Genomic DNA, 23,891 nt, shown 5'->3' on the forward strand with positions numbered 1-23,891 from the left:
CGAGGTCGCGCCCCCGGATTCACCGGGGGCCGAACCTCACTTGCCGAGAAGCTTCTTGATCTTCTTGGCGTCGGCCGGAGCCACGACGACCGTGCCGGTCAGCGAGCGGGTCTTCTTGGACGACTTGTGCTCGAGCAGGTGGCGCTTGCCGGCCTTCTCGCGGAGCACCTTGCCGGAGCCGGTGATCTTGAATCGCTTGCTGGCACCGCTGTGCGTCTTGTTCTTCGGCATCGCGCCGTTCTCTCCTCGTAAGTGGCGCCCCTCGCGGTGCAGGCACCGGACAGCAGGGGCGTCAGATCTTGGTGGGGATCCCGAGGGGACCCGGGGCCGCCTGGATGGCGCCCCCTGAGGTCACGCCTCGGAAGGTGTCTCGGCCGAAGCCTCGGGCTGCGCCTCGGCCGGAGCCTGGGCAGCCTCTTCCGCAGCAGCCTCGGCGTCCGGGGTGGAACCCTGACGCCCCGCCTTGCGGGCGGCCTGGGCCTCACGGGCCTCGGCCATGGCTTCGGTCTTCTTCTTGTGCGGGCCCAGAACCATGATCATGTTCCGGCCGTCCTGCTTCGGGTTCGACTCGATGAAGCCGAGTTCCTCGACATCCGAAGCGAGACGCTGGAGCAGACGGAAGCCCAGCTCAGGGCGGGACTGCTCACGACCACGGAACATGATCGTGATCTTGACCTTGTCGCCCTGCTTGAGGAACCGGACGACGTGACCCTTCTTGGTGTCATAGTCGTGCGGGTCGATCTTCGGCCGGAGCTTCATCTCCTTGATGACCGTGTGCGCCTGGTTCTTGCGCGCCTCACGGGCCTTCATGGCCGACTCGTACTTGAACTTCCCGTAGTCCATGAGCTTGCACACGGGCGGACGGGCGGTCGCCGCCACCTCGACCAGGTCGAGGTCGTACTCCTGTGCGAGTTCCAGGGCCTTGGCAAGCGGAACAATCCCGACCTGCTCGCCGCTGGGACCGACAAGTCGCACCTCGGGAACGCGAATCCGGTCGTTAATGCGGGGCTCGGCGCTGATGGATCCTCCTCGGTAGCACCACGCGGCCGCCTGGCGGACAGCCACGTAACGTCTGTTTCGTGAGACCAACCGCACCAGTGCATGAAAAATGCCCCGGACGGGACGCAGGCGGGGCTCCTGGAAAACCGGAACACCGCCGCGGCCAACCGCGGGGCTATCGGGCGGCTCCATCGTCCGTACGGAACGATGGGCGCCACCTGACCGGTGACCTGCCGTCCCGGAGGATGGTCAGGTGGGAGATCGGAGCCTCCACTTGCGGGCCGGGCTCATAGCTGCCCAGCCGGTCGTTACACCAGGTTAGCAGCTCGCCAAGGCGGGCGCTAACCGACTGCCGCAGCCCACTCCCGCAGACGGAGCCGGGCCGGCGTGGGCCTATCGTATGGCGCATGAGCGACGCGACCCCCAGCAGTGAAACCCCCGGCTTCGACGACATGACCCGCGACATCGCCGAGGTCCCCGCGGTCGAGGTGATCGTGACGGTCGCCGTCAACCTGATGAGCGCGGCCGCCGTGAAGCTCGGCCTCACCGAGGACGGCGACAAGCACAAGGACCTCGACGAGGCCCGCAAGCTGGTCCACGCGCTGGCCGGCCTGCTGGACGCGAGCGCCACGGAGATCAGCTCGTTCCACGCGGCGCCGCTGCGGGACGGACTGAAGTCGCTGCAGCTGGCGTTCCGCGAGGCCTCGCTGGTACCGGACGAGCCGGGCCAGGGCCCCGGCGAGAAGTACACCGGCCCCGTCTTCGGCTGAGCCACCGTCCCTCTCGTTCCCTCCGTACGACCGTGAGCCCCTGCCCGCGTCCGGGCAGGGGCTCACTGCATCTCCGCGTCACGCCCAGCTGAACTCCGCACACCCCGGGGCGGGGTGGGCCGGTCGGTCTCAGTGATCAGCGTGTGAAGAGGGGCTCACCGGGCGCGACCGTGTCGGCCGGAAGGAGCGCGAGGTCCAGGCCCCGCACCAGGCGTGCCCGCAGGACCTCGTCGGCGGCGAGCGATTCCGCAACCCGGCGGGCCGTCTCGGCGGGGGCCGCTTCGGGCGCCAGGACCAGGGCGAGAGTGCCGCCCGACCGTCCCGGGACGAGGTGGGCGCGGAGCACGGCGGGCTCGGCGGCGACCGCGTCGCGTACCGCGGAGGTGACCGCCGGGTCGTCCAGCGGGTCGGCGCTGGTACGGCCCTCGGCAAGGGCGAGCAGCGCGGAGCCGGTCAGTTCGTACGCCACGGGACCGGCGAGGTCGAGCACGACCGTGTCCGCCTTCTCGTGTGCGGCCGCCTGCAGCGCCTGGTGCAGGGGTACGGCGACGGGGCGGGCCTTCGGGTCCCAGCGGGCCAGCGAGGCGGTGGAGGTGAAAGCGGGCAGTGCGCGACGGTCTCCGGCCTGGAGGGTGGGGACGGCCATGTCACTCGTCTTCTCGCGGCGCAGCCCGCCCACCCGTCGCCCACCACCCTTGCCGGGCGCTTCGCGACTGTCCTCCTCGTCCTGCTCCACCTCTCCGAGGACGGCGACGACGGGGACCAGGAGCCTGGTTCCCTTCAGCGCTTCGAGGACCGGGCCGACGGCCGTCCGGTCCTCGGCCCAGGCGGCGAGCGCCGCGGTGAGTGCGGGGTCGGCCGTGCCGTCGTCGTCGGAGTAACCGGGGTCCGGAATGTTCTTCATCGCCACAGGGCGAGCGTAGTCGGTGCGGTTTCTCACGATGCCCTCAGGTGCGCCACAGCCCGCTGCCAGGTCCTCTTCCCAGCGTCCGCTCCATGTCCCTGCCGATGCCGATGCCGGGGGTGCGCACGTCCGTGCTGTCCGCCGCTATGACGGCCGTGGTCCTGCCGGCAGGTTCGGCCGCGGGAGGCATGTATCTGATGGGCCGGCCCTCGGATGCGGCGCCCCGTCCCGTCGCCTCCGTATCGTCGACGGCGCCCGCGTCGTCGGCCACGGACTCACCGGCTCCGACGCCGCCGGGCCCGGTGGTGACGAGCAAGGAGCCCCAGGTGGATCTCGACGCGGAGCTGGCAGCGGTGGTGGCGCCGCTGACCGGTGACTCCACCATGTCGGCCGCGGTGCTGGACACCGGCAGCGGCGCCGGCGCGGTGTACGGGAAGCGGATGTACGCCACCGCGAGCATCGTGAAGGTCGACATCCTCGCGGCACTGCTGCTCCAGGCCCAGGACGACGAGCGGAAGCTCACCGGCTACGAGCGCAGCCGGGCCGTCACCATGATCGAGAACAGTGACAACGACGCCGCGACCTCGCTGATGCGGGCGATCGGCGGGGCCGCCGGACTCGACGCAGCCAACGAGCGGTTCGGTCTGACGCGTACGACCGCCGCCCAGGCCTGGGGACTGACACAGACGACGTCGGCGGATCAGCTGAAGCTGCTGCAGACGGTGTTCGGTACGGACTCGAAGCTGACCGGGGCCTCCCGTACGTATCTGCAGGGGCTGATGCGCCACGTGGCGGCCGACCAGCACTGGGGGGTGTCGGCGGCGGGCAGCGACTGGGCGCTGAAGAACGGCTGGATGCCGCGGAGCGCCACCGGGCTGTGGGACATCAACAGCATCGGGCGGGTGAAGGCCGACGGGCACACGTATCTGGTGGCGGTGCTCTCCGCCGAGCAGCCGACGAAGGAGACGGGCATCGAGCGGGTGGAGTCGGTCGCGAAGGCCGCGGTGAGGGTGCTCGACGAGGCGCGGTGAGCGCGCCCCGGCTCTGCTTCAGCGGCGCACGGAGGACTTCCTGCCGCGCCACAGCAGTACGGCCAGCGCCAGCAGTACGGCTCCGAGGCCGCCCGCGACCGGGGCGAGCCAGCCGACGGGAGCTTCGCCCTTGTGCCGCGAGGTGGGGCCCGGACCGAAGTACCGGCTGCTGTAGCCGGCCTTCGCGGAGTCGGCGGACGCGGCCGAATCGGCTTTGATCCCGGCCGGGCGGAGCGCGCCGCCCGCCTTGATCGCGGCTGCCGGGTCGACGATGCCGTAGCCCCGGGAGTCGTCGCGGCCGCCCTCGGGTGAGTCGCGCGCGGTGTCCATGAGGAGCTTCTTGACCTGGGCGGGCGACAGCCCCGGGTGTGCGGCCCGGACCAGCGCGACCGCGCCGGAGACGAACGCCGAGGCGGCCGAGGTTCCCCACTCGATGTAGTAGTGACGGTCGGGGGACGGGACGACGATGTCGACGCCGGGGGCGCTGACAGTGGCGTACCAGCGGCGGGTGGAGAACGCCGCGTGCGAGCCGTACCGGTCGACGGCGGCGACCGCGATCACACCGGGGTAGGCGGCGGGATACGAGATGTGGTCGCCCTTCTCGCCCCCGTTGCCCGCCGACGCGACGACGACGGCACCCTTCTTCAGCGCGTACTGGATGGCGGCGTCCTCACCGCCCTCGGGGTGCGCGGACTCGCTGTCGTCGCCGAGGGAGAGGTTGATGACGTCGGCGCCGTGGTCGGCGGCCCAGCGGATGCCGTCGGCCAGGGCCGTACCGCGGGACTCGCGGGCCTTGGCGCGGGACGGGTCGGAGGCTTCGAGGATCACCCTGACCGGAAGGATCTTCGCCTCGGGGGCGATGCCGAGCACCCCGTCGCCGCGGCCGATGCCGTGACCGCGGCCCGCGATGATGCCGGCCATCGCGGTGCCGTGCCGGGCCCAGGAACGGTCGCCGCGCCCCGCGCCGAAACCGATCATGTCCTTGCCGGGCAGCACCTGGCCCGCCAAGTCGGGGAGGCTGCCGTCGACCCCGGTGTCGACGACGGCGACGGTGACCCCCTTGCCCCTGGTGGTCTGCCAGGCCCGGTCGGTGTGGAGCGCCTGGAGGCCCCACTGCTGGGGCCGGATCGTGTCCGCGCGGGCGGGAACGGCGGGCAGCAGCGCGAACGCGGTGGCGGCGCAGACCGCGCCGAGTGCGCGGCGGTGAGGGCGTCGGCTGCTCATCGCGGCTTCTCCGAGAGGTCGGTGACGGTCCGGCGCAGCCCGCGCTCGATCCGGTCGGCGATGCCCTTGGCCTCATGACCGAGACCGGCTTGCGCCACGGCCGCCGTGGAGTCCGCGGCCAGCGCCTTGGCGACGGGCTGCGGATGGGTGACCGTACGCCCGTCGGCGAAGCCGGAGACGGCGAACACGACGACCGGTACCTCGGTCAGCACATGGACGGTCCAGGTGGCGCGCTGTCCGTCGCCGAACCCGGCGGCAGCAGTGTCCTTGACGGCGTACGTACGGGGCATGAGGTCGGTGCGGATGTCGAGGTGCTGGTCGGTGAAGCGAGTGCTCAGCGCCCTCATCTCGTCCGTTCCGCCCTCGGTGAAGACCATGCCGACCGTGGTGACGCTGCTCGACGTGGCGTCGGCGTACGTGGCTCGCAGCAGCCGTTCGCAGCCGACCGGTCGGAGCGTCTTGAGGAGCAGGGGGTCGAGCCCGCTCGTGCAGCCGCTGTCCGGGGCGACGCCGATCCGGGTCCAGACCCGGTCCGCACCGCCGGGACCCGCGCCTTCGCCCTTGAGGGTGCGCGGGAAAAGGGTGTCCACGGGGATGTCACGCCAGGCGGTGCGGCCGGTGACGTAGGGGTCACGGGCAACGGGATCGGCAGAGGACTCGCTGGTGAGATAGGCCCCGGTGACGGCGCCGCCGATCAGCCCGAGCCCGAGCACGACACAGGCCGCCGCGGCCGCGGCCCTGGCCGGGTGACGGGTGGGGACGGGGCGCAGCCGGGTGGTGGTCTCGGCGGGCGTCTCGGGAGCGGGGTACGGACGGTGGCCGTGGGGGTACGGGAGAGGGCCGCCCGGGTACGGCGGGGGCGGTGTCGCGCCGGGCCGCGGTGTGAGATCGACGGCACCGACCGGCCGACGGCGGGTAGCGGCGGGCGGCACCTCGGGGCGGGGCGGAGGGGGTGCGGGGGCGGGGGCGGCCATCGGGCTCACCGGACGGAGCCGGGTGGTCGTCTCCACAGGCCTCTGCTCCGGGGCCGGGTTCCGGGGCCGGCTCTCGGTCCGGTTCTGGTTCTGGTTCTGGTTCTGGCTCTGCGGTGGAGCGGGATGCTGCGCCGGATTCGGGCCGGGGGTCGCCTGGGCCGGGGACGCGGTGGGCAGGGCCGGGGGTCCGGCCGGGCGGGGCGGCGTCGTCGGGCGGGGCGGCACGGGAGCGCGCTGCGCCTCGGTACTCATCCGCCCCCCTGGTCCACGATCCGTACCGCTCGCGGATCACCTTCACAGGCAGGCCCGTTGGTGACCGCGTGCCCGTCACTCTACGGGCTGGGAGGGGTCGGGTGGGAGCGGGGCGTCGCAGCCCCTCGGGATCTGCCCGGATCGTCCCCCTACCCAGCGGTAGTGGCGTCTGGCAAGCTGCGGCCATGACTGCCCGCGCCGCTGACCGGACCCGCTACGACCGGGCCACCGCCCACCTCGACGCCCCCATCGCCGTCGTCGATCTGGACGCCTTCGACGCGAACGCCGACGATCTCGTCCGCCGGGCAGCGGGCAAGCCGATCCGGGTCGCGAGCAAGTCGGTGCGCTGCCGGACCCTGCTGGAGCGGGTGCTCGCACGGCCGGGCTTCGCCGGGATCATGTCGTTCACACTCGCCGAGTCGCTGTGGCTGGCCCGGGCCGGGTTCGACGACGTCCTGCTGGCCTACCCGTCGGCCGACCGGTCCGCCTTCGCCGAGCTGGCCGCCGACCCGAAGCTCGCCGCCGCGGTGACGGTGATGGTGGACGACCACGCACAGCTGGAACTGATCGATGCGGCGCGGGCCGGTGGCCAGGAGGAGATCCGGGTCTGTCTGGAGCTGGACACCTCGCTGCAGCTGCTCGGCGGCCGGGTCAGGATCGGGGCGCGGCGTTCGCCGTTGCGCTCCCCCGCCCAGCTGGCGGAGCTGGCGCGCTCGGTGGCGCGCAGGCCCGGTTTCCGGCTGGTCGGTCTGATGGCGTACGAGGGGCACATCGCCGGGGTCGGGGACGCGGTCGCGGGCCGGCCGTTGCGGTCCCGGGCGATCCGGCTGATGCAGGCGACGGCCCGCAAGGAGCTGGCAGCCCGCCGGGCGGAGGCGGTCCGGGCAGTGCGCGCGGTGGCGCCGGACCTGGAGTTCGTGAACGGCGGCGGTACGGGCAGCGTGCAGCACACGGCGGCGGAGTCCGCGGTGACCGAGATCGCGGCCGGGTCGGGGCTCTACGTGCCGCGGCTGTTCGACAACTACACGTCGTTCACCGCCCGCCCGGCGGCGCTGTTCGCGCAGCCCGTGGTGCGGCGGCCCGGCGTGGGTGTGGTGACGGTGCTCGGCGGCGGCTACCCGGCATCGGGGGCCGCGGGTGCGGACCGGCTGCCTGTCCCGTATCTGCCGGAGGGGCTGCGCTACGACCCGCAGGAGGGTCCGGGCGAGGTGCAGACGCCGCTGCTCGGCGCCCCGGCCGACGATCTGCTGATCGGCGACAAGGTGTGGTTCCGGCACGCGAAGGCCGGTGAGCTGTGCGAGCGTTTCAACGAGCTGCAGCTGATCGAGGGCGACCGGGTGACGGCGACGGTGCCGACGTACCGGGGCGAGGGGCAGACGTTCCTCTGACCTGTCGGCCGAGGCGGGGAGTGCGGCACCAGGGCGTGTAGGCGGCCCGTGCGGTGCCGTCCCGCGCTCGGCCGGTACCCCGGTGCGGCGGCGTCCGGATACCGGCCGGGCGGGGTCGCGCCGCTCATGCCTCCACTCTGGAGTTCCGCTGTCAACGGGAGTTCCAGGCAGGCTGCTTGAGGCGTGCGCGGGCGCCTGCCCGGAGCGTCGTCCCGCACGGGAGCGGACGGGATCAGACGGGCGTGACGTACGCGCCGGAGATTCCGCCGTCGACGAGGAAGTCGGTGGCGTTGACGAACGAGGAGTCGTCGCTGGCGAGGAACGCGACCGCGGCGGCGATCTCCGTCGCCTCGGCGAACCGGCCGATCGGGATATGCACCAGCCGGCGGGCCGCGCGCTCCGGGTCCTTGGCGAACAGCTCCTGGAGCAGCGGGGTGTTGACCGGCCCGGGGCAGAGTGCGTTGACCCGGATGCCTTCACGGGCGAACTGCACACCGAGCTCGCGGGACATGGCGAGGACGCCGCCTTTGGACGCGGTGTACGAGATCTGGCTGGTGGCCGCCCCCATGATCGCCACGAAGGACGCGGTGTTGATGATCGAACCGCGGCCCTGCCGTCGCATGTAGGGCAGGGCGGCCTTGCAACAGAGGTAGACGGAGGTGAGGTTGACGTCCTGGACGCGCTTCCATGCCTCGAGCCCGGTGGTGAGGATGGAGTCGTCGTCGGGCGGCGAGATGCCCGCGTTGTTGAAGGCGATGTCGACGGAGCCGTAGGTGTCGTAGGCGGCCTTGAAGAGCGCCTCGACCTGTTCGGGGTCGGTGACATCGGTGCGTACGAAGAGGCCGCCCACCTCGTCGGCCGCGGCCTTGCCCGCGTTCTCGTCGATGTCCGCGCAGACGACGTGGGCGCCCTCGGATGCCAGGCGGCGGGCGGTGGCGAGGCCGATGCCGCTGCCGGCGCCGGTGATGACGGCGGTGCGGCCGGCCAGGCGGCGGCAGATGTTCTCGGTGTCTGTGGTCATGCCGGTTCAGACCTCCGTGCTGATGAAGACGTTCTTGGTTTCGGTGAAGGCGGTGAGGGCGTCGGGGCCCAGTTCCCGGCCGAGACCGGACTGCTTGTATCCGCCGAACGGGGTCCAGTAGCGGACGCTGGAGTGGGAGTTGACGGACAGGTTCCCGGCCCGGACCGCCTGGGAGACGCGCAGCGCGCGGCCGACGTCACGAGTCCAGAGCGAGCCGGCGAGGCCGTACTCGGTGGCGTTCGCGAGTCGCACGGCGTCCGCTTCGTCCTCGAAGGGCAGGACGACCGCGACCGGTCCGAAGACCTCGTCGGTGGCCACCGGGGAGTCCGGTTCGACGTCGGTCAGCACGGTGGGCGGGAACCAGAAGCCGGGACCCTCGGGGGCGCTGCCGCGGATCGCGTTCGCTCCCTCGGGGACGTACGACCGTACGCGTTCCCGCTGGGTCCGGGAGATCAGCGGGCCCATCCGGGTCTTCTCGTCGAACGGGTCGCCGACGACGACCGAGGCGACGGCTGGGGCGAGGAGTCCGAGGAAGCGGTCGTGGACGGAGCGTTCGACGAGAATGCGGGTGCGGGCGCAGCAGTCCTGGCCCGCGTTGTCGAGGAACGCCATGGGGGCGGCTGCCGCGGCGGCCTCGATGTCGGCGTCGGCGAAGACGATGTTGGGGCTCTTGCCGCCGAGTTCGAGGGTCAGCCGCTTCACGCGCGCGGCGCACCTGGCCATGATCTGTTTGCCGACGCGGGTGGAGCCGGTGAAGACGATCTTGGCGACGCCAGGGTGCTCGACGAGGGCGTTGCCCGCCACATCGCCCGCGCCGGGCAGCACCTGGAAGAGGTGCTCGGGAAGGCCCGCTTCCACGGCCAGCCGGGCGAGCCGCAGTGCGGTGAGCGGGGTGGTCTCGGCGGGTTTGAGGATGACGGCGTTGCCCGCGGCGAGCGCGGGGGCGGTGCCCCAGGCGGCGATCGGCATGGGGAAGTTCCACGGGGCGATCACGCCGATGACACCGAGAGGTTCGAGCAGAGTGAGGTCGATGCCGCCGGGGACCGGGATCTGCCGGCCGCTCAGCCGCTCCACTCCCCCGGCGGCGAAGTCGAGCAGATCGCGGATGTTGCCCGCCTCCCAGCGGGCGTTGGCGAGGGTGTGACCGGCCTCGCGGACCTCCAGCCGGGCCAGTTCCTCGCGGTGTTCGTCGACAACGACGGCAAAGCGGCGCAGCAGCCGGGCGCGGTCGGCGGGGGCCATCGCCGCCCAGGTGAGCTGCGCGGCGGCTGCCCGTACGACGGCCGCGTCGACCTCGGCGGCGGTGGTGGCCGGGACGGCCGCCACGACTTCCTCGGTCGCGGGGTCGAGAACCAGGTGCTCGGTGATCTCGGCGGTCTTGGTGATCTCGGTGGTCATGTCGCTCCTCACAGACGTTCGAAGGCGCGGCGGAGCTCCCAGTCGGTCACCGCGGCGTCGAAGGCGTCGAGTTCGACGCGCGCCATGTTGCGGTAGTGCGCGACGACGTCCTCGCCGAAGGCCGCCCTGGCCAGGTCGCTCTTCTCCCAGAGGTCGGCGGCTTCGCGGAGTGTGGTGGGAACGTGGTCGTACGCGGCGGTGTAGGCGTTGCCCTCGCAGGGATCGGGGAGTTCGAGCTTCTGCTCGATGCCGTGCAGGCCGGCGGCGATCATTCCGGCGACGGCGAGATACGGGTTGACGTCACCGCCGGGCAGCCGGTTCTCGAACCGCGTCGAGCGGCCGTGGCCGACGACACGGAAGGCACAGGTGCGGTTGTCGTGGCCCCAGGCGACGGCGGTCGGGGCGAACGAGCCGGGCTGGAAGCGTTTGTACGAGTTGATGTTCGGCGCGTAGAGCAGGGAGAAGACGCGCAGGGCGGCGAGCTGTCCGGCGAGGAAGTGGCGCATCACCGGTGCCATGCCGCCCTGTTCGCCTGCCATGACGTTGCGTCCGTCGGCGTCCTGGAGGGAGAGGTGGATGTGGCAGGAGTTGCCCTCACGCTCGTTGAACTTGGCCATGAAGGTGAGCGCGACGCCCTCCTGGGCGGCGATCTCCTTGGAGCCGGTCTTGTAGACGGCGTGCTGGTCGCAGGTGACCAGTGCCTCCTTGTAACGGAACACGATCTCGTGCTGGCCTGGGTTGCATTCGCCCTTGGCGGACTCGACGGTCAGGCCCGCGGCCGCCATCTCGTTGCGGATGCGGCGCAGCAGGGGCTCGATGCGGCCGGTGCCGAGGACCGAGTAGTCGACGTTGTACTGGTTGGCGGGGGTCAGATCGCGGTAGTTGCGGTTCCAGGCCTGTTCGTAGGTGTCCTTGAAGACGATGAATTCGAGCTCGGTGCCCGCATGGGCGGTGAGACCGTGCTCGGCAAGGCGCTGCAGCTGGCGGCGGAGGATCTGGCGGGGGGCGGCGACGACGGGCGAGCCGTCCTCCCACGCGAGGTCGGCGATGACCATGGCCGTGCCGTCGTTCCAGGGGACCCGGCGCAGGGTCGTGAGGTCGGCGTGCATGGCGAAGTCGCCGTATCCGCGCTCCCAGGAGGACATCGCGAAGCCGTCGACGGTGTTCATGTCGGTGTCGACGGCGAGCAGGTAGTTGCATCCCTCGGTGCCATGCTCCATGACCTCTTCGAGGAAGAAGGCGGCGGCGAACCGCTTGCCCTGCAGCCGCCCCTGCATGTCGGGGAAGGCAAGGACGACGGTGTCGATCTCACCGCTCTCGACGAGAAGCCGTAGCTCCTCGACCGCGAGCGGGGCTGTGCGGTCTGCCACGGGAAGATCCTCCTTCGGTCAGCCGGTCGGTCTAAGGTAGGCGTGAGAACCATTGTTGGGAAGGGAAGCCGGGACGTGGCGGAGGAAAGCGAGCCCATCGAGGGACCGCAGCCGGCGCTGCGGCCTGTCCTGCGGCCCGTGCGGGCGGGGAACGGCTTCGAGGAAGCGCTCGAACAGATCCTGCAGGTGGTCAGGCTCGGTCTGGTGCCGGGTGGCGAGCGGCTGCCCGCGGAGCGCGAGCTCGCCGAGCGGCTCGGGATCAGCCGCGTCACCCTGCGGGAGGTCCTGAAAGTGCTGCAGGACCAGGGGCTGGTGGAGAGCAGACGCGGGAGGTACGGCGGTACGTTCGTGCTCCCGCGCACCGGCAGCCCCGGCGAGGACGAGCTGCGGCGCCGGGTGGCGGCCGTCGACGTCGAGGACCTCCTGCGCTTCCGCGAGGTGCTGGAGACCGGGGCGGCCGAACTGTGCGCCATGCACGGGCTGACCGACGAGGGCGCGGAAGGACTGCGTACGGCTCTGGCTGCGACACACGATGCACCTCTGCCCGACTACCGCAGGCGCGACACGCTCCTGCACCTGACACTCGCGGAACTGTCCGGATCCGCCACGCTGGCCGCGCAGTACGCGGCCGTCCGGGCCACGGTGAACGACCTGCTGGACTGCATACCGCTACTCGTACGGAACCTGGAGCACTCGCAGCATCAGCACACCGCGCTCGTCGAAGCGGTGCTCGACGGGGACGCCGAGGCGGCACGCGCCCTGATGCGCGAACACTGCGCGGGCACGGCGGCGCTGCTGCGCGGATTCCTGGCCTGACCGCTTGCGCGGCAGCCCATCGGAACGCAAAGGTATTTCTCAGCACCATTGAACCGGGTCCGCCCGAAGGCGGCCGACCGGAGGGCCCCGCCATGTCCGTACCGCTCATCGGCGTCACCACCTACTTGGAGCCGGTCGCCCGCTGGGGTGTCTGGGAGCTCCCCGCTGCCCTGCTCCCGTCCGCCTATCCGCGGCTGGTCCAGCGCTCCGGCGGCCTCGCCGCCCTGCTGTCGCCGGACGACCCGGCACGGGCGGCGGCCGCCGTGGCCCGGCTGGACGGTCTCGTCGTCGCGGGCGGCGCCGACGTCGAGCCCGTGCGCTACGGCGCGGAGCGCGATGCCAGGACCGGTCCGCCCGCCCGGGAACGCGACGCGTGGGAGCTGGCCCTGATCGGTGCCGCGCTGGAGTCCGGTACACCGTTGCTCGGCATCTGCCGCGGCATGCAGCTGATGAACGTGGCGTTCGGCGGCACCCTCGTCCAGCACCTGGACGGGCACACCAACCCGCTGGGCGCGGCCGGGGCCTTCGGCGAGCACCTCGTGACGCCGGTCCCGGGGACGCGCTACGCGTCGATCGTGCCCGAGCAGTCCCTCGTACCGACTTACCACCACCAGGCCGTGGACCGGCTCGCGCCGGACCTGGTGGCGTCGGCCCACGCGGCGGACGGCACGGTCGAGGCGGTAGAACTGCCGGGGGCCCGGTGGGCGCTGGGGGTGCAGTGGCATCCGGAGATGGGGGACGAGCTGCGGGTGATGCAGGCACTGGTGGCAGCGTCGACGCGGGGCTGACCGTGCGCCGATCGGCGGGCTGCGGCCCGTCCGGTGTTCGAGCGCGGGACGGCAACCGGATGCCCCGGTCCCCTCCCGCCGCCGTACTACGCCTCGCGCGCCGTCAGCGCGAGCAGGTCGCGAGCCGGGCCCGTGGGACGGTGCCCCGAAGGCCAGACCGCCCTCAGTTGGCGTCGGAGCCGTACCCCTGCCACCGGGATCTTCACCAGCCGCCGCGAGGACAGCTCCTCCCCCAGCGCCAGTTCGCTCAGGACACACGGTCCCGCACCGCTCTCCGCCGCGCCCTTCACCGCTGTCGTCGAAGAGAGTTCGAGCAGTGGATGCGCCAGCCCGCCGTGCACGGCCAGTGCCGCGTCCAGGACCTGTCGGGTGCCGGAGCCGCGCTCGCGCAGGCCGCGCGATACGGGGCGGCATGACGTTCAGCATGACCTGGTGGGGCTTCACCTTCCCGGTCGGCACATGTGTCACGGGCACCGCGGGGCTGGCCCGGCACACCGGTCTGACGGTGTTCACCTGGCTGGCCGTCGCGCTGTACGTGCTGCTGGTGACGGCCTGGGCCGTGGCCGGGGTCCGTACGCTGCGCGGACTGTTCAGCGGAGCGCTGCTCGCAGCGCCGCAGGCGCCGCGGCCAGTGACGGCCCGTACCACGTGAGATACCGCCCGTCGACGAGTGCGGCGGGCAACGCGGGAAACGCCTCGGGTCCGTCGGTGGCGGTGAAGCGGTACGGCTCGTCGGGCAGCACGACCAGGTCGGCGCCGGTCGCGTTGAGCTCGTCGAGCGGGATGCGCGGGTAGCGCTCGGCGTGGTCCGCGTACACGTTCCGCACGCCCAGCCGGGCGAGCAGATCACCGGCGAAGGTGTCGCGTCCGAGCACCATCCAGGGCCGACGCCAGATCGGCACGATGGCGCGGCGCGGTACGGAGGCGGGCGGCGGGAGCGCTGCCCAGGCGGCCTCGGCCGCGTCGAGCCAGTCGGGCCGGCCCAGCCCGCAGCCGGTCACCAGGGCCCGGTGCAGTTCGGTGAAGGCCTGGTCGAGGGTGCGGATCTCGGTGACGAGAACTGTGATCCCGGCCGCCCGGAGCGCGGCGAGGTCGGGCGCGCGGTTCTCCTCCTCGTTGGCGAGGACGAGATCGGGGCGGAGCGCGAGGACCGCGGCCACATCGGGGTTCTTGGTGCCGCCGATGCGTGCGGCGGTCAGACCGGCCGGATGGGTGCACCAGTCGGTGACGCCGACGAGCAGGCCGGGGGCGGTGGCGGCGACGGCCTCGGTGAGCGACGGGACGAGGGAGACGACACGTTCCACGGGCACCGGTGTCTCAGCGCCTCGGGTCGTTCGTGGCGTCGATGTGCTCGGCAACCGCGACGACCAGCAGCCGGGTGCCCGGCATCGTGGCCCGCCAGCGGTGCCGTACCCCGCCCGACAGGAACAGCGTGTCGCCTCGCTCCAGCCGGTACGCCTGCCCCTCCGCCTCCACCTCGGCGGCGCCCTCCGCGACGTACATCACCTCGTCGTTGCGGTGCTGGAACTCCCGCCCGAGGTCTATCTCGCCGGTGAACTCCAGCGCGCTGAGCTGGTGCCGCCCGCGCACCACTCTGCGTACCCCGTCGTCCTCGCCCGCCCGGACGACGTCGACGGCGCGCGCCGAGTCCGCGGCGGCGCGCAGCCGTGCCGTGGTGGTCTCCAGGGCATCGGCCACCCGGTCCAGCGACCGGGCGCTGGGCCGGGCCCGCTCGTTCTCGATCTGGCTGAGGAACGGCACGGACAGGCCGCTGCGGCCGGCGACCGCGGCCAGTGTCAGCCCCAGGGTTCTGCGTCGTCGGCGAACCGCGGCGCCCACGCGGAGTGTGTCCTTGTCGTCCATGTCCGGCTCCCTCCCGACTCGTCATCCTTCCGGCTGCCAGCACCTTACGCACAACGTCGGGCAAGGACGGCCGGTAAATGAATGCCGGAACAGCCGGGAGGGGTGGCACCGCCGACCGGCAGTGCCACCCCTTCACGGTGCTTCAGACCCTACTGGGGCGTCATCTTGTCGGCGAAGCCCGGGTTCTCCTTCAGCCAGGCGCGGACCGCGTCCTGCTCCTTGCCCTTGCCGGTCGTCTGGATCTTCGCCTCAAGACTGGTGAGCTGGTCCTCGGTCATCTTGAAGTTCTTCAGCCAGTTGCCGACGAGCGGGTTGTCGTCGGAGAAGCCCTTACGGGTAAGGGTGTGGATGCCGTCGCCCTTGCCCCAGAGGTTCTTGGGGTCCTTGAGCTTGGTGAGGTCGTACTGGTTGTACGTCCAGTGCGGCGACCAGAGCGGGACGACGATCGGTTCCTTCTTGGCGTACGCGCGCTTCAGCTCTGCGAGCATCGAGGGCGTGGAGCCGTCGACGACCTTGTACTCCTTGTCGAGGCCGTATCCCGGCAGGATCTTGTCCTTGAGCAGCCCGGTCTCACCGGCGCTCGGCTCGATGCCGACGACGCGGCCCTTGAAGTCGGCGGCCCTGCCCTTGAGGTCGTCGAGCGAGTCGACGCCCTTCACGTACGAGGGGACGGCCAGCTCCAGGGAGGTGGGGCCGTACCAAGAGCCCATGTCCTCCAGGCGGTTCCGGTACTTCTTCCAGTACGAGGCATGGGTGACCGGGAGCCAGGAGTCGGTCTCGAAGTCGATCTGGCCGTTCGCCATGCCGGTGTAGAGCGCGCCGGCCTCGTACTGCTTCACGTCGACCTCGAAGCCCCGCTCCTCCAGCAGCTCCTTCCAGAGGAAGGTGGAGGCGATGCCCTCGTCCCACGGGATGTATCCCATGCTGATCTTCTGGCCCTTGCCGACGTTCGATGCGTCGGTGGCGGCACCGGTGTCCTGCTTCGACGAGCCGAAGATGCCCATGCCACCGGCGACGAGTGCGAGGACGACGACGCCGACGACCGCGACGGCGGGCTGCGGACGGTGGTTCCAGATCTTCAGTCCGCCGGCCACCGACTGGGCCTTGGCGAGGGCGCGGCGGCCCAGCGGGGAGACCTCGCGGCCCAGCGCGCTGGTCATCCGGTCCAGGTACATCGCCAGGATGACGATGGAGATGCCCGCCTCGAAGCCGAGGCCGACGTCGACGTTGCCGATGGCGCGGTAGACGGAGCCGCCGAGGCCGCCGCCGCCGACCATGCCGGCGATGACCACCATGGACAGGCCGAGCATGATGACCTGGTTGATGCCCGCCATCATCGTGGGCAGGGCGAGCGGCAGCTGCACCCGCAGCAGGGTGTTGCGCGAGGTGGTGCCGAAGGCCTCGGCCGCCTCGACGAGTTCACCGTCGACCTGGCGGATACCGAGCTCGGTCATCCGGACGCCCGGGGGCAGCGCGAAGATGATGGTGGCGGTGATGCCGGGCACGACGCCGACGCCGAAGAAGATGACGCCGGGGATCAGATAGACCATGGCGGGCATGGTCTGCATGAAGTCGAGGACCGGCCGGATCACCGCGGACACCGTCTTGGAGCGCGCCGCCCAGATGCCGAGCGGGACGGCCAGGACCAGGGTGACGATGGTCGCGACGAGCACCAGGGTGAGGGTGTCCATCGCTTCGTCCCACAGCTCGACCGAGTCGATGAGCGCGAAGCCCACGAAGGCGAGAGCGCCCGCGAGCAGCCCGCGCAGCCACCAGGCGATGACGGCGACGATGCCCGCGAAGAGCAGCGGGGCGGGGGCGGAGAGGACGGCGGCTATGCCGTCGAACATGCCGCCGACGACGGAGCTGATGGCGTCGAACAGCCAGGCCAGGTGGGTCTGCAGCCAGTCGACCGCGCTGTTCACCCATTCACCGAGCGGGAGCCTAAACATCGGCGGCCACCTTCTCCGCAGTGGTCGTGGCGACCTGCGGGAGCTCGATGGGGGTCATCGGCTCACCGAGGACGGCAAGCAGCCGGGACCGGGGCACGACCCCGACGAGCTCGCCCTTGGCGTCGGTCACGGCGACCGCGACACCACTGCGCGAGCACGGCGTGAACAGCTCGATGATCGGCGTGGACTCGGAGACCGTGGCCGGCGCCGCCCTGAGGACGTCGTCGGGCGTACGCAGTTCCTTGCCGTCGTCGCACGTGGTGCCCATGACGGTGTGCGGCTCGGCCATGACGGCGCCCGCGGTCAGCACCCGGGAGCGGTCGACGTCCTGGGTGAAGGAGGCGACGTAGTCGTTGGCGGGGGTGACGAGGATGTCCTCGGCGGTACCCAGCTGGACGATCCTCCCGTCCCGCATCACGGCGATCCGGTCGCCGAGGCGCATGGCCTCGTTGAGGTCGTGGGTGATGAAGACGATGGTCTTCTTCAGCCGCTTCTGCAGTTCGAGCAGCTGGTCCTGCATGTCGCGGCGGATCAGCGGGTCCAGTGCGCTGAACGACTCGTCCATCAGGAGCAGGTCGGCGTCGGTGGCGAGGGCGCGGGCCAGGCCAACGCGCTGCTGCATACCGCCGGACAGCTCGTCGGGCCAGGACTTCTCCCAGCCGGCGAGGCCGGTCAGCTCCAGCGCCTCGGCGGCGCGCTTCTCGCGCTCGGCGCGCGGCACACCCTGCACTTCGAGGCCGTACGCGGCGTTCTCCAGGACGCTCCGGTGCGGGAACAGGGCGAAGTGCTGGAAGACCATGCTGATCTTCGAGGAACGTACGGCGCGGAGTTCGCGGGGGCTCAGGGCGGTCAGGTCCTGGCCGTCGAACAGCACGCGTCCGGCTGTGGGGTCCAGCAGCCCGTTGAGCATCCGCAGCAACGTGGACTTGCCGGATCCGGACAGACCCATCACGACGAAGATCTGGCCCGGTTCCACGGTGAACGAGGCGTCGATCACCGCTGCGGTCGTTCCGTCGGCGCGCAGCGCGTCGCGGTCCGTGCCGCTCTCGAGCTTCTGCACGGCTTGATCGGGTCGTCTGCCGAACACCTTGTACAGATGGTCGGCTTGCAGCCTTGACACATACACCTCACGCGTTGAACCGAAGACGGTCCGCCGCCCCCTCCGGCAGACCGTGGAGCGGCGCGGATTCGGTCCGCTTGGCACGCGCTGTGGTGGAAATGGCGACGTGGTCCGCTCCGACGGCGCGCCTGCCCGCACTTACCCGGGCCAAACAAAACAGTGACCCAGTTCACTTCCGGGCCGGTGTCAGTGCGGTGCGGCATGATCGGGGTGTGACGCGACGCCTGATGCTCCTCGACACCGCTTCCCTCTACTACCGCGCCTACTTCGGGGTCCCCGACTCGGTGCGCGCGCCGGACGGCACGCCGGTCAACGCCGTGCGCGGACTGCTCGACTTCATCGGGCGGCTCGTCCAGGACCACCGGCCGGACGAGCTGGTGGCCTGCATGGACGCGGACTGGCGGCCGCACTGGCGGGTGGAGCTGATCCCGTCGTACAAGGCACACCGCGTCGCCGTGGAGACCGCTGAGGGACTCCCCGACGAGGAGGAGACCCCCGACACTCTGGCCCCGCAGGTCCCGATCATCGAGGACGTGCTCGACGCGCTCGGCATCGCCCGGGTCGGTGTCGCGGGGTACGAGGCGGACGATGTGATCGGTACGCTCACCGGCCACGCCACGGGCCCGGTGGACATCGTCACCGGCGACCGGGACCTCTACCAGCTCGTCGACGACGCCCGCGGGGTGCGGGTGCTCTACCCGTTGAAGGGTGTCGGGTCGCTCCAGCTCACGGACGAGGCGTGGCTGCGCGAGAAGTACGGGGTGGACGGCTCGGGCTATGCCGATCTGGCACTGCTCCGCGGCGACCCCAGCGACGGGCTGCCCGGGGTCCCGGGCATCGGTGAGAAGACGGCGGCAAAGCTGCTGGACGCCTTCGGCGATCTGGCCGGGATCATGGCCGCGGTGGACGATCCGGCGGCGAAGCTGACTCCCTCGCAGCGCAAGCGGCTCGACGAGGCACGGGACTACGTGGCCGTCGCGCCGGCCGTGGTCCGGGTCGCGGGTGACGTACCGCTGCCCGCCTTCGATCCGGCACTGCCCACCGAGCCGCGCGACCCCGCCGCCCTCGAAGCGCTGGCAGGCCAGTGGGGACTGGGCGGCGCCCTGCAGCGGCTGCTTTCCACGCTCCGGGCCTGAGGTGCTAACTTAGGCAAGCCTAAGGTCGTCCGGCCATCGGGGGGTGGGTGAAGGAGCGGGGCAGGGGTGCGTGCCCCAGCCCCGTGACGCCGCCCCCCATGGCCGGTCGGTCTCAGTATGTGGAGCAGGGAGAACCTCGTGGCAGAACGACCGGCGCGGCAGGCACCCACGGCGCAGGGGGCCCAGGTCCTGCGCACCCAGCGGATCACCCCGCACATGGTGCGGGTGGTGCTGGGCGGTGACGGCCTGGCCGGCTTCGCGCTGTCCGGGTTCACCGACCACTACGTCAAGCTGTGCTTCGCGCCCGAGGGCGCCGACTACGCGCACCCGTTCGACATGGCCCGGATCCGCGAGGAGCATCCGCGCGAGCTGTGGCCGACCACCCGTACGTACACGGTGCGTTCCTGGGATCCGGTCGCCCGGGAGCTGGCGATCGACTTCGTGGTCCATGGCGACGAGGGCCTGGCGGGCCCGTGGGCGCTCCGCGCGGCTCCGGGTGACCAGGTGACCTTCCTGGGTCCCGGCGGCGGTTACGGACCGGACGCGTCGGCGGACTGGCACCTGCTGGCCGGTGACGAGAGCGCCCTGCCGGCGATCGCGGCGGCTCTGGAGCAGATGCCCGTGGGTGCGGTGGCGCACGCCTACATCGAGGTGGCGGACGCGTCCGAGGAGCAGAAGATCGTGACGGCCGACGGGGTGGAGCTGACCTGGCTGCACCGTGGCGACCGCCCCGTCGGCGAGGCGCTGACCGCGGCCGTGAAGTCCCTGGAGTTCCCGGTGGGCCGGGTGCAGGCGTTCGTGCACGGCGAGGCGGGCTTCGTGAAGGAGATCCGCCGCCATCTGCGGCTCGACCGGCAGATCCCACTGCCGCAGCTGTCGATCTCCGGCTACTGGCGCCTCGGCCAGAACGACGACGCGTGGCGCTCGGTGAAGCGCGAGTGGAACGAGCAGGTGGAGCGGGAGCAGGAGAGCGCCGCGTAGGCCACCCGGCCCGGGCACCTGTGGTGGACATCCACGCCCCGGTCGCCGTCCGCCCTGGACGGTGACCGGGGCGCCGGCATGCGGCGGGGGTGTGCACGCGACCGGGTCGTCCGCATACGACGCGGCGGCGCGGGCGGACATGCGGCCCGGACGCCCATGTGTCGGACATGCCCCCTCACCCGCCCCCGACCCGCTCCCCCGGTTCGTCGCCGTACACCCTGGCCGACGCGTCCACGTGCGCGAGCCGGCGCAGCGCGCCGAACATTGCCTCGCCCAGCACCGTGCCGACGACCACACTCTCCACCAGGTCCTCACGCGCCACCCGCCGTCCCACGTAGTCCAGATCGGCCCGGGCGACCGGTTCCGCGGCGCTCGCGTAGTCGTCGAGCAGCTCGCAGAAGCCTCCGTGCCCGGCCCGCCGCAGCGCGGCCAGCACCCCGGCCAGGGCCTCACCGGCCGGACTTCGCGCCCCCACCCGCCAGCCGCGCCGCTCCAGCAGCTCGGCCACCTCTTCGCGGGCGTCGTCCAGTTCGGGCCCGGGCTCGTTGCCCTCGAGTGCCGTGATTTGCGTCGCCGCCACGCCCAGCACCGTGTGCACCGGTTGCGCGGGGTCGTCGATCGCCCGGAGTACGTCACCGATCGCGGAGAGCGAGAGTCCGCCGACATCCAGAAGGGCGCGGATCAGCTTCAGCCGGCGCTCGTGCCCTGAGTCGTACGACGCCTGGTTCGGGCTGGTCAACTCCCCCGGGGGCAGGAGCCCTTCCCTTACGTAGAACTTGATCGTCGCCACCGAAACCCCGGACCTGCGGCTCAACTCGCTGATGCGCACGCTGCGTTCTCCCTGCCCGCTCTTGCCAACCCCGCACTCCATCATAGATAGTTTCGCTATCGGATAGCAGAGAGTCTCGCTATCCATAAATTGGTCTTCACAGGGGGTACACCCATGCCGTCATGGCGTTCCTGGCACCGTCCGTTAGTCCTCTTCGCCGCGGCGATGGCCGTCATGGCCGTCGTCTCCGGAGTGGGACTCCTGGTCGACGACCGGGTCCTCGCGGGCTCGGCGATCTGGTTCAAGCCTTTCAAGTTCGCGGTCTCGTTCGTGGCATACGCCCTGGCGCTCGCCTGGATGCTGACGCTCCTCACCCGCGGCCGGCGCACCGGCTGGTGGGCCGGGACCGTGGTCGTGGTCTCCAGCCTCACCGAGATGGCGCTCATCACCACGCAGGTCATCCGCGGGAAACGCAGCCACTTCAACCACGCCACCCCGTTCGACGAGCGGCTGTTCACCGCGATGGGCGTCACCGTCGCCGTCCTCTGGACCGGAACCCTGGTCATCGCGATCCTGTTGCTGCGCGCCCGCATCCAGGACCGCGCTGCCGCCCTCGCGATCCGCTCGGGTGTGTTCATAGCGCTGGTGGGCGCGGGATTCGGCTTCCTGATGACGCAGCCGACTCCCGAACAGCGGGCTGCCGGGAACCTCGACACCGCGGATGTGATCGGCGCACACTCGGTCGGCGTACCCGACGGCGGCCCCTCGATGCCGCTCACGGGCTGGTCGACGACCGGCGGCGATCTGCGCATCCCGCACTTCGTCGGCATGCATGCGCTCCAGCTGCTCCCGCTGCTCCTGCTCGCCCTGGTGGCGCTGGCTCCACGCTTTCCCCGGCTGGGCGATCCACGGGTCCGGCTGCGCCTGATGGTCGTCGCATCGGGGGCGTACGCGGCGGTCGTCGCCCTCGTCGCGTGGCAGGCGCTGCGCGGGCAGTCACTGATTCATCCGGACGGCGCGACGCTCACCGCCGCGGCGCTCCTCCTGGCCGCCACCGCCGCCGGAACGTATGCGGCGTTGCGGCCGATTCCCGTATCCCGTACCGCGGATTCCGTCGAGAAGGAGCTCATGGCATGACCGGCGCGCTCTTCGAGGTCTCGTTCTGGCTGGCAGCGCCCTTCTGGCTGCTCATGATCGTGGCGCCGAACTGGCCGCCCACAGCGCGCCTCGCGGCGTCCCCCCTGACCGTCCTGCCGGTGCTGGCCGTGTATCTGATGATGGCTGTGCCGGTCTTCCCCGAACTGTGGACTGCCGTGCGCAGCCCCGACATCGACACGTTCCGTGACCTGGCCGTGCTGGCGAACGGGGCGGGCGCGATCTGGGCGCAGGTCATCGCGTGGGATCTGCTGCTCGGCCAGTGGATGTTCCTGGAGGGCCGCCGACTGGGTGTCCCCGCGCTGGTGATGAGCCCTCTGCTGGTGCTGACGATTCTGCTGTCGCCGTTCGGCCTGCTGGTCTTTCTGGTGCTGCGCGCGGCCCGGAAGCCGAAGAGCCGGCCCGGGGAGACCCTCCCGGACCGGTTCCACGACGCGGTGCTCTCCTGACCCCGCGGCCGCACGCACCGTCAGACGACCTTCTGGTACGAGCGGAAGGTGCGGGTCGACAGCCAGACCGCCACCGCCGCGAGGACGAGCAGCGCTCCCCCGCGGCTGAGCACCAGCCCCCAGTCGGGATCGGCGGTCAGTGCCGAACGGCCCGCCACCATCGCCCAGTTGACCGGGTTGAAGTCGGCGATCTGCCGCATCCAGGACGGCATCTGGCTCGGCGCCATGAACGAGGACGAGAGAAAGGTCAGCGGCAGCAGCAGGAACGTGTTGATACCGATGATCGACTCGCGCTGGCGGACCAGCATCCCCAGTGCGTTGGAGAGCGCGCCGAAGACCGTACCGAGCAGGATCGAGGCGACGAGCAGGGTCAGCAGCCCACCCGCGCCACCCGGGTACGTCGCACCGGCGGCCCAGCCGAGCAGCACGATGATGACCGACTGGACGGCGGTACTGATGCCGTTCTGCACGACGTTGGCGTTCATCAGCGCGTTCCGGCTGACCGGGGTGGTCAGGAAGCGGTTGAGCGTTCCCCGCTCGATCTCCTCCAGGGTGCCCATTCCGGCCCACATGCTCGATCCGAGGGCGCTCATCACGACGATGCCAGGGATCAGGTAGTCCAGATAGGACGTGGTGCCGAAGCCGCCGAGCTCGACGACCTTCTTGAAGAGGTTGCCGAACAGGAACAGCCAGATCACCGGCTGGACCAGGGAGATCGCCAGGAAGACCGGCTGCCTGATGATCGCCATGAGCTGACGCTGGGTCATGTACCAGGTCTGGGCGATGACGTGGCTGCTCATCGGGTGCCTCCCGCGGCGACCGTGGCGGGGATCTGCTGGGCGTCTGCGGCTTCGGCCTCGGCGAAGCGGCGTCCGGCGTAGCGCAGATAGACGTCGTCGAGGGAGGGGCGGGCGACGGTGGCGGCGGCGACCGTCGCACCGGCCCGGTCCAGGGCGCCGAGCAGTACGGGGACGGCGGCGGCACCGTCCTCGGCGCGGACGCTGACCCGGCGGCCATCGGCCAGCACCTCGTACACCCCGGGCAGTCCGGTGAGCGCGGCGGTGACCGTCGCATGGTCTCCGTCGGTGCGCAGCTCCATGTGGACGGCGTCGCCGTGGAGTTCGCCCTTGAGTTCGTCAGGGGTGCCCTCGACGACGATCCGGCCGCGGTCGACGATCGCGATGCGTTCGGCGAGCCGGTCGGCCTCCTCCAGGTAGTGCGTGGTGAGCACGATGGTCAGGCCCTCGTCGCCGGCCAGCCGGGCGATCTCGTCCCACATGGCCGTACGGGCCTCGGGGTCGAGTCCGGTGGTGGGCTCGTCCAGGAAGAGCACCTCGGGGCGGTGGACCAGGCCGAGCGCCACGTCCAGACGTCGCTGCATACCGCCGGAGTACCCCTTGACCTGCCGCTTCCCCGCGTCTGCGAGGTCGAAGCGGTCGCGGCGACGTGGAAAGATTTCACGCACTGACCAATCCGCGCTGCTGTCGGCTCCGGATCACCTCACGAAGCCGATGCGCATCCTGGGAGGAAG

At 71.2% G+C, this 23,891-nt stretch carries 24 protein-coding genes and 3 pseudogenes; 10 read left to right on the plus strand and 17 right to left on the minus strand.

Annotated elements, in window-relative coordinates; translation table 11 throughout:
* Nucleotides 1–36: 36 nt before the first annotated feature.
* Both rpmI and infC read right to left on the minus strand, forming a co-directional pair.
* A complete protein-coding gene (gene rpmI / locus AB0N06_RS01350; protein WP_030918579.1) occupies nucleotides 37–231 on the minus strand; it encodes a 50S ribosomal protein L35 in 195 nt (64 codons plus the stop codon).
* Nucleotides 232–351: 120 nt separating this feature from the next.
* The gene (gene infC, locus AB0N06_RS01355; protein ID WP_366132725.1) at nucleotides 352–1,065 is read right to left on the minus strand and encodes a translation initiation factor IF-3; all 714 of its coding nucleotides are present in this window, start codon (nucleotides 1,063–1,065) and stop codon (nucleotides 352–354) included.
* 341 nt (nucleotides 1,066–1,406) lie between these two features.
* Between infC and AB0N06_RS01360 the strand changes: the two genes are divergently transcribed.
* The gene (locus AB0N06_RS01360) at nucleotides 1,407–1,769 is read left to right on the plus strand and encodes a DUF1844 domain-containing protein (RefSeq protein ID WP_366132726.1); all 363 of its coding nucleotides are present in this window, start codon (nucleotides 1,407–1,409) and stop codon (nucleotides 1,767–1,769) included.
* A gap of 136 nt (nucleotides 1,770–1,905) precedes the next feature.
* Here the strand turns inward: AB0N06_RS01360 and AB0N06_RS01365 are convergent, their stop codons facing one another.
* Together AB0N06_RS01365 and AB0N06_RS01370 are read right to left on the minus strand one after the other, a co-directional pair.
* A complete protein-coding gene (locus AB0N06_RS01365) occupies nucleotides 1,906–2,679 on the minus strand; it encodes an SseB family protein (RefSeq protein WP_366132727.1) in 774 nt (257 codons plus the stop codon).
* A gap of 37 nt (nucleotides 2,680–2,716) precedes the next feature.
* Nucleotides 2,717–2,989, minus strand: coding sequence for a hypothetical protein (locus AB0N06_RS01370; protein WP_366132728.1), 273 nt, complete (start codon nucleotides 2,987–2,989; stop codon nucleotides 2,717–2,719).
* 10 nt (nucleotides 2,990–2,999) lie between these two features.
* On the opposite strand from AB0N06_RS01370, the gene AB0N06_RS01375 reads away from it, so the two are divergent.
* Nucleotides 3,000–3,704 (plus strand): serine hydrolase, encoded by a 705-nt coding sequence (locus AB0N06_RS01375; RefSeq protein ID WP_366132729.1) that lies wholly within the window; start codon nucleotides 3,000–3,002, stop codon nucleotides 3,702–3,704.
* 18 nt (nucleotides 3,705–3,722) lie between these two features.
* Here AB0N06_RS01375 and mycP read toward each other — a convergent pair whose 3' ends face one another.
* Nucleotides 3,723–4,928, minus strand: coding sequence for a type VII secretion-associated serine protease mycosin (gene mycP / locus AB0N06_RS01380; RefSeq protein WP_366132730.1), 1,206 nt, complete (start codon nucleotides 4,926–4,928; stop codon nucleotides 3,723–3,725).
* Nucleotides 4,925–5,902 (minus strand): hypothetical protein, encoded by a 978-nt coding sequence (locus tag AB0N06_RS01385; protein ID WP_366132904.1) that lies wholly within the window; start codon nucleotides 5,900–5,902, stop codon nucleotides 4,925–4,927. The genes mycP and AB0N06_RS01385 overlap by 4 nt, the downstream gene beginning before the upstream one ends.
* 437 nt (nucleotides 5,903–6,339) lie before the next feature.
* Between AB0N06_RS01385 and AB0N06_RS01390 the strand changes: the two genes are divergently transcribed.
* Nucleotides 6,340–7,542: an amino acid deaminase/aldolase gene (locus tag AB0N06_RS01390; RefSeq protein ID WP_366132731.1), complete on the plus strand. Its 1,203-nt coding sequence runs from the start codon at nucleotides 6,340–6,342 to the stop codon at nucleotides 7,540–7,542.
* A gap of 232 nt (nucleotides 7,543–7,774) precedes the next feature.
* On the opposite strand, the gene AB0N06_RS01395 is transcribed toward AB0N06_RS01390, so the two are convergent.
* From AB0N06_RS01395 to AB0N06_RS01405, 3 genes are read right to left on the minus strand one after another with little or no spacing between them, the layout of a single operon-like run.
* A complete protein-coding gene (locus tag AB0N06_RS01395; RefSeq protein WP_366132732.1) occupies nucleotides 7,775–8,563 on the minus strand; it encodes a 3-oxoacyl-ACP reductase in 789 nt (262 codons plus the stop codon).
* Between the two features lie 6 nt (nucleotides 8,564–8,569).
* The gene (locus tag AB0N06_RS01400; RefSeq protein WP_366132733.1) at nucleotides 8,570–9,961 is read right to left on the minus strand and encodes an aldehyde dehydrogenase family protein; all 1,392 of its coding nucleotides are present in this window, start codon (nucleotides 9,959–9,961) and stop codon (nucleotides 8,570–8,572) included.
* Between the two features lie 8 nt (nucleotides 9,962–9,969).
* The gene (locus AB0N06_RS01405; RefSeq protein WP_366132734.1) at nucleotides 9,970–11,331 is read right to left on the minus strand and encodes a glutamine synthetase family protein; all 1,362 of its coding nucleotides are present in this window, start codon (nucleotides 11,329–11,331) and stop codon (nucleotides 9,970–9,972) included.
* 75 nt (nucleotides 11,332–11,406) lie between these two features.
* Between AB0N06_RS01405 and AB0N06_RS01410 the strand changes: the two genes are divergently transcribed.
* Both AB0N06_RS01410 and AB0N06_RS01415 read left to right on the plus strand, forming a co-directional pair.
* Complete coding sequence (locus AB0N06_RS01410) at nucleotides 11,407–12,147, plus strand: FCD domain-containing protein (protein ID WP_366132735.1); 741 nt, start codon at nucleotides 11,407–11,409, stop codon at nucleotides 12,145–12,147.
* A 92-nt stretch (nucleotides 12,148–12,239) separates the two neighbouring features.
* Nucleotides 12,240–12,935 carry a gamma-glutamyl-gamma-aminobutyrate hydrolase family protein gene (locus tag AB0N06_RS01415; protein ID WP_366132736.1) on the plus strand — a complete coding sequence of 232 codons (696 nt, stop codon included), beginning with the start codon at nucleotides 12,240–12,242 and terminating at the stop codon, nucleotides 12,933–12,935.
* An 86-nt stretch (nucleotides 12,936–13,021) separates the two neighbouring features.
* On the opposite strand, the pseudogene AB0N06_RS01420 reads toward AB0N06_RS01415, so the two are convergent.
* Nucleotides 13,022–13,327, minus strand: a pseudogene (locus AB0N06_RS01420) (LysR substrate-binding domain-containing protein); the annotation flags it as partial.
* 2 nt (nucleotides 13,328–13,329) lie between these two features.
* Here AB0N06_RS01420 and AB0N06_RS01425 point away from each other — a divergent pair.
* A pseudogene (locus AB0N06_RS01425) lies at nucleotides 13,330–13,587 on the plus strand (C4-dicarboxylate ABC transporter); the annotation flags it as partial.
* Here the strand turns inward: AB0N06_RS01425 and AB0N06_RS01430 are convergent.
* The 4 genes from AB0N06_RS01430 to AB0N06_RS01445 all read right to left on the minus strand — a co-directional run bounded on the left by AB0N06_RS01430 (nucleotide 13,526) and on the right by AB0N06_RS01445 (nucleotide 17,870).
* Nucleotides 13,526–14,245, minus strand: coding sequence for a helical backbone metal receptor (locus AB0N06_RS01430; RefSeq protein WP_366132737.1), 720 nt, complete (start codon nucleotides 14,243–14,245; stop codon nucleotides 13,526–13,528). The pseudogene AB0N06_RS01425 and the gene AB0N06_RS01430 sit on opposite strands and share 62 nt — an antisense overlap.
* 7 nt (nucleotides 14,246–14,252) lie before the next feature.
* Nucleotides 14,253–14,798: a helix-turn-helix domain-containing protein gene (locus AB0N06_RS01435; protein ID WP_366132738.1), complete on the minus strand. Its 546-nt coding sequence runs from the start codon at nucleotides 14,796–14,798 to the stop codon at nucleotides 14,253–14,255.
* Nucleotides 14,799–14,947: 149 nt separating this feature from the next.
* Complete coding sequence (locus tag AB0N06_RS01440) at nucleotides 14,948–16,750, minus strand: ABC transporter permease/substrate binding protein (protein ID WP_366132739.1); 1,803 nt, start codon at nucleotides 16,748–16,750, stop codon at nucleotides 14,948–14,950.
* Nucleotides 16,743–17,870 (minus strand): glycine betaine/L-proline ABC transporter ATP-binding protein, encoded by a 1,128-nt coding sequence (locus tag AB0N06_RS01445; RefSeq protein ID WP_366132740.1) that lies wholly within the window; start codon nucleotides 17,868–17,870, stop codon nucleotides 16,743–16,745. The genes AB0N06_RS01440 and AB0N06_RS01445 overlap by 8 nt, the downstream gene beginning before the upstream one ends.
* Before the next feature lie 227 nt (nucleotides 17,871–18,097).
* Between AB0N06_RS01445 and AB0N06_RS01450 the strand changes: the two genes are divergently transcribed.
* Both AB0N06_RS01450 and AB0N06_RS01455 read left to right on the plus strand, forming a co-directional pair.
* Entirely contained in the window at nucleotides 18,098–19,006 is a 909-nt protein-coding gene (locus AB0N06_RS01450; RefSeq protein WP_366132905.1) for a 5'-3' exonuclease, read from the plus strand.
* A 138-nt stretch (nucleotides 19,007–19,144) separates the two neighbouring features.
* On the plus strand, nucleotides 19,145–19,987 hold the full coding sequence (locus AB0N06_RS01455; protein WP_366132741.1) for a siderophore-interacting protein: 843 nt from the start codon (nucleotides 19,145–19,147) through the stop codon (nucleotides 19,985–19,987).
* A 175-nt stretch (nucleotides 19,988–20,162) separates the two neighbouring features.
* On the opposite strand, the gene AB0N06_RS01460 is transcribed toward AB0N06_RS01455, so the two are convergent.
* Complete coding sequence (locus tag AB0N06_RS01460; RefSeq protein ID WP_366132743.1) at nucleotides 20,163–20,816, minus strand: MerR family transcriptional regulator; 654 nt, start codon at nucleotides 20,814–20,816, stop codon at nucleotides 20,163–20,165.
* Between the two features lie 114 nt (nucleotides 20,817–20,930).
* On the opposite strand from AB0N06_RS01460, the gene AB0N06_RS01465 reads away from it, so the two are divergent.
* Nucleotides 20,931–21,893, plus strand: coding sequence for a hypothetical protein (locus AB0N06_RS01465; RefSeq protein WP_366132744.1), 963 nt, complete (start codon nucleotides 20,931–20,933; stop codon nucleotides 21,891–21,893).
* Complete coding sequence (locus AB0N06_RS01470; RefSeq protein WP_366132745.1) at nucleotides 21,890–22,360, plus strand: ABA4-like family protein; 471 nt, start codon at nucleotides 21,890–21,892, stop codon at nucleotides 22,358–22,360. The genes AB0N06_RS01465 and AB0N06_RS01470 overlap by 4 nt, the downstream gene beginning before the upstream one ends.
* Before the next feature lie 20 nt (nucleotides 22,361–22,380).
* Here the strand turns inward: AB0N06_RS01470 and AB0N06_RS01475 are convergent, their stop codons facing one another.
* Nucleotides 22,381–23,160 carry an ABC transporter permease gene (locus tag AB0N06_RS01475; RefSeq protein WP_366132746.1) on the minus strand — a complete coding sequence of 260 codons (780 nt, stop codon included), beginning with the start codon at nucleotides 23,158–23,160 and terminating at the stop codon, nucleotides 22,381–22,383.
* Nucleotides 23,157–23,888 (minus strand): annotated as a pseudogene (locus AB0N06_RS01480) (AAA family ATPase); the annotation flags it as partial. The gene AB0N06_RS01475 and the pseudogene AB0N06_RS01480, both read right to left, overlap by 4 nt.
* Nucleotides 23,889–23,891: the final 3 nt, after the last annotated feature.

This window comes from Streptomyces sp. NPDC051020, assembly GCF_040683105.1.
Classification (GTDB): Bacteria; Actinomycetota; Actinomycetes; order Streptomycetales; family Streptomycetaceae; genus Streptomyces.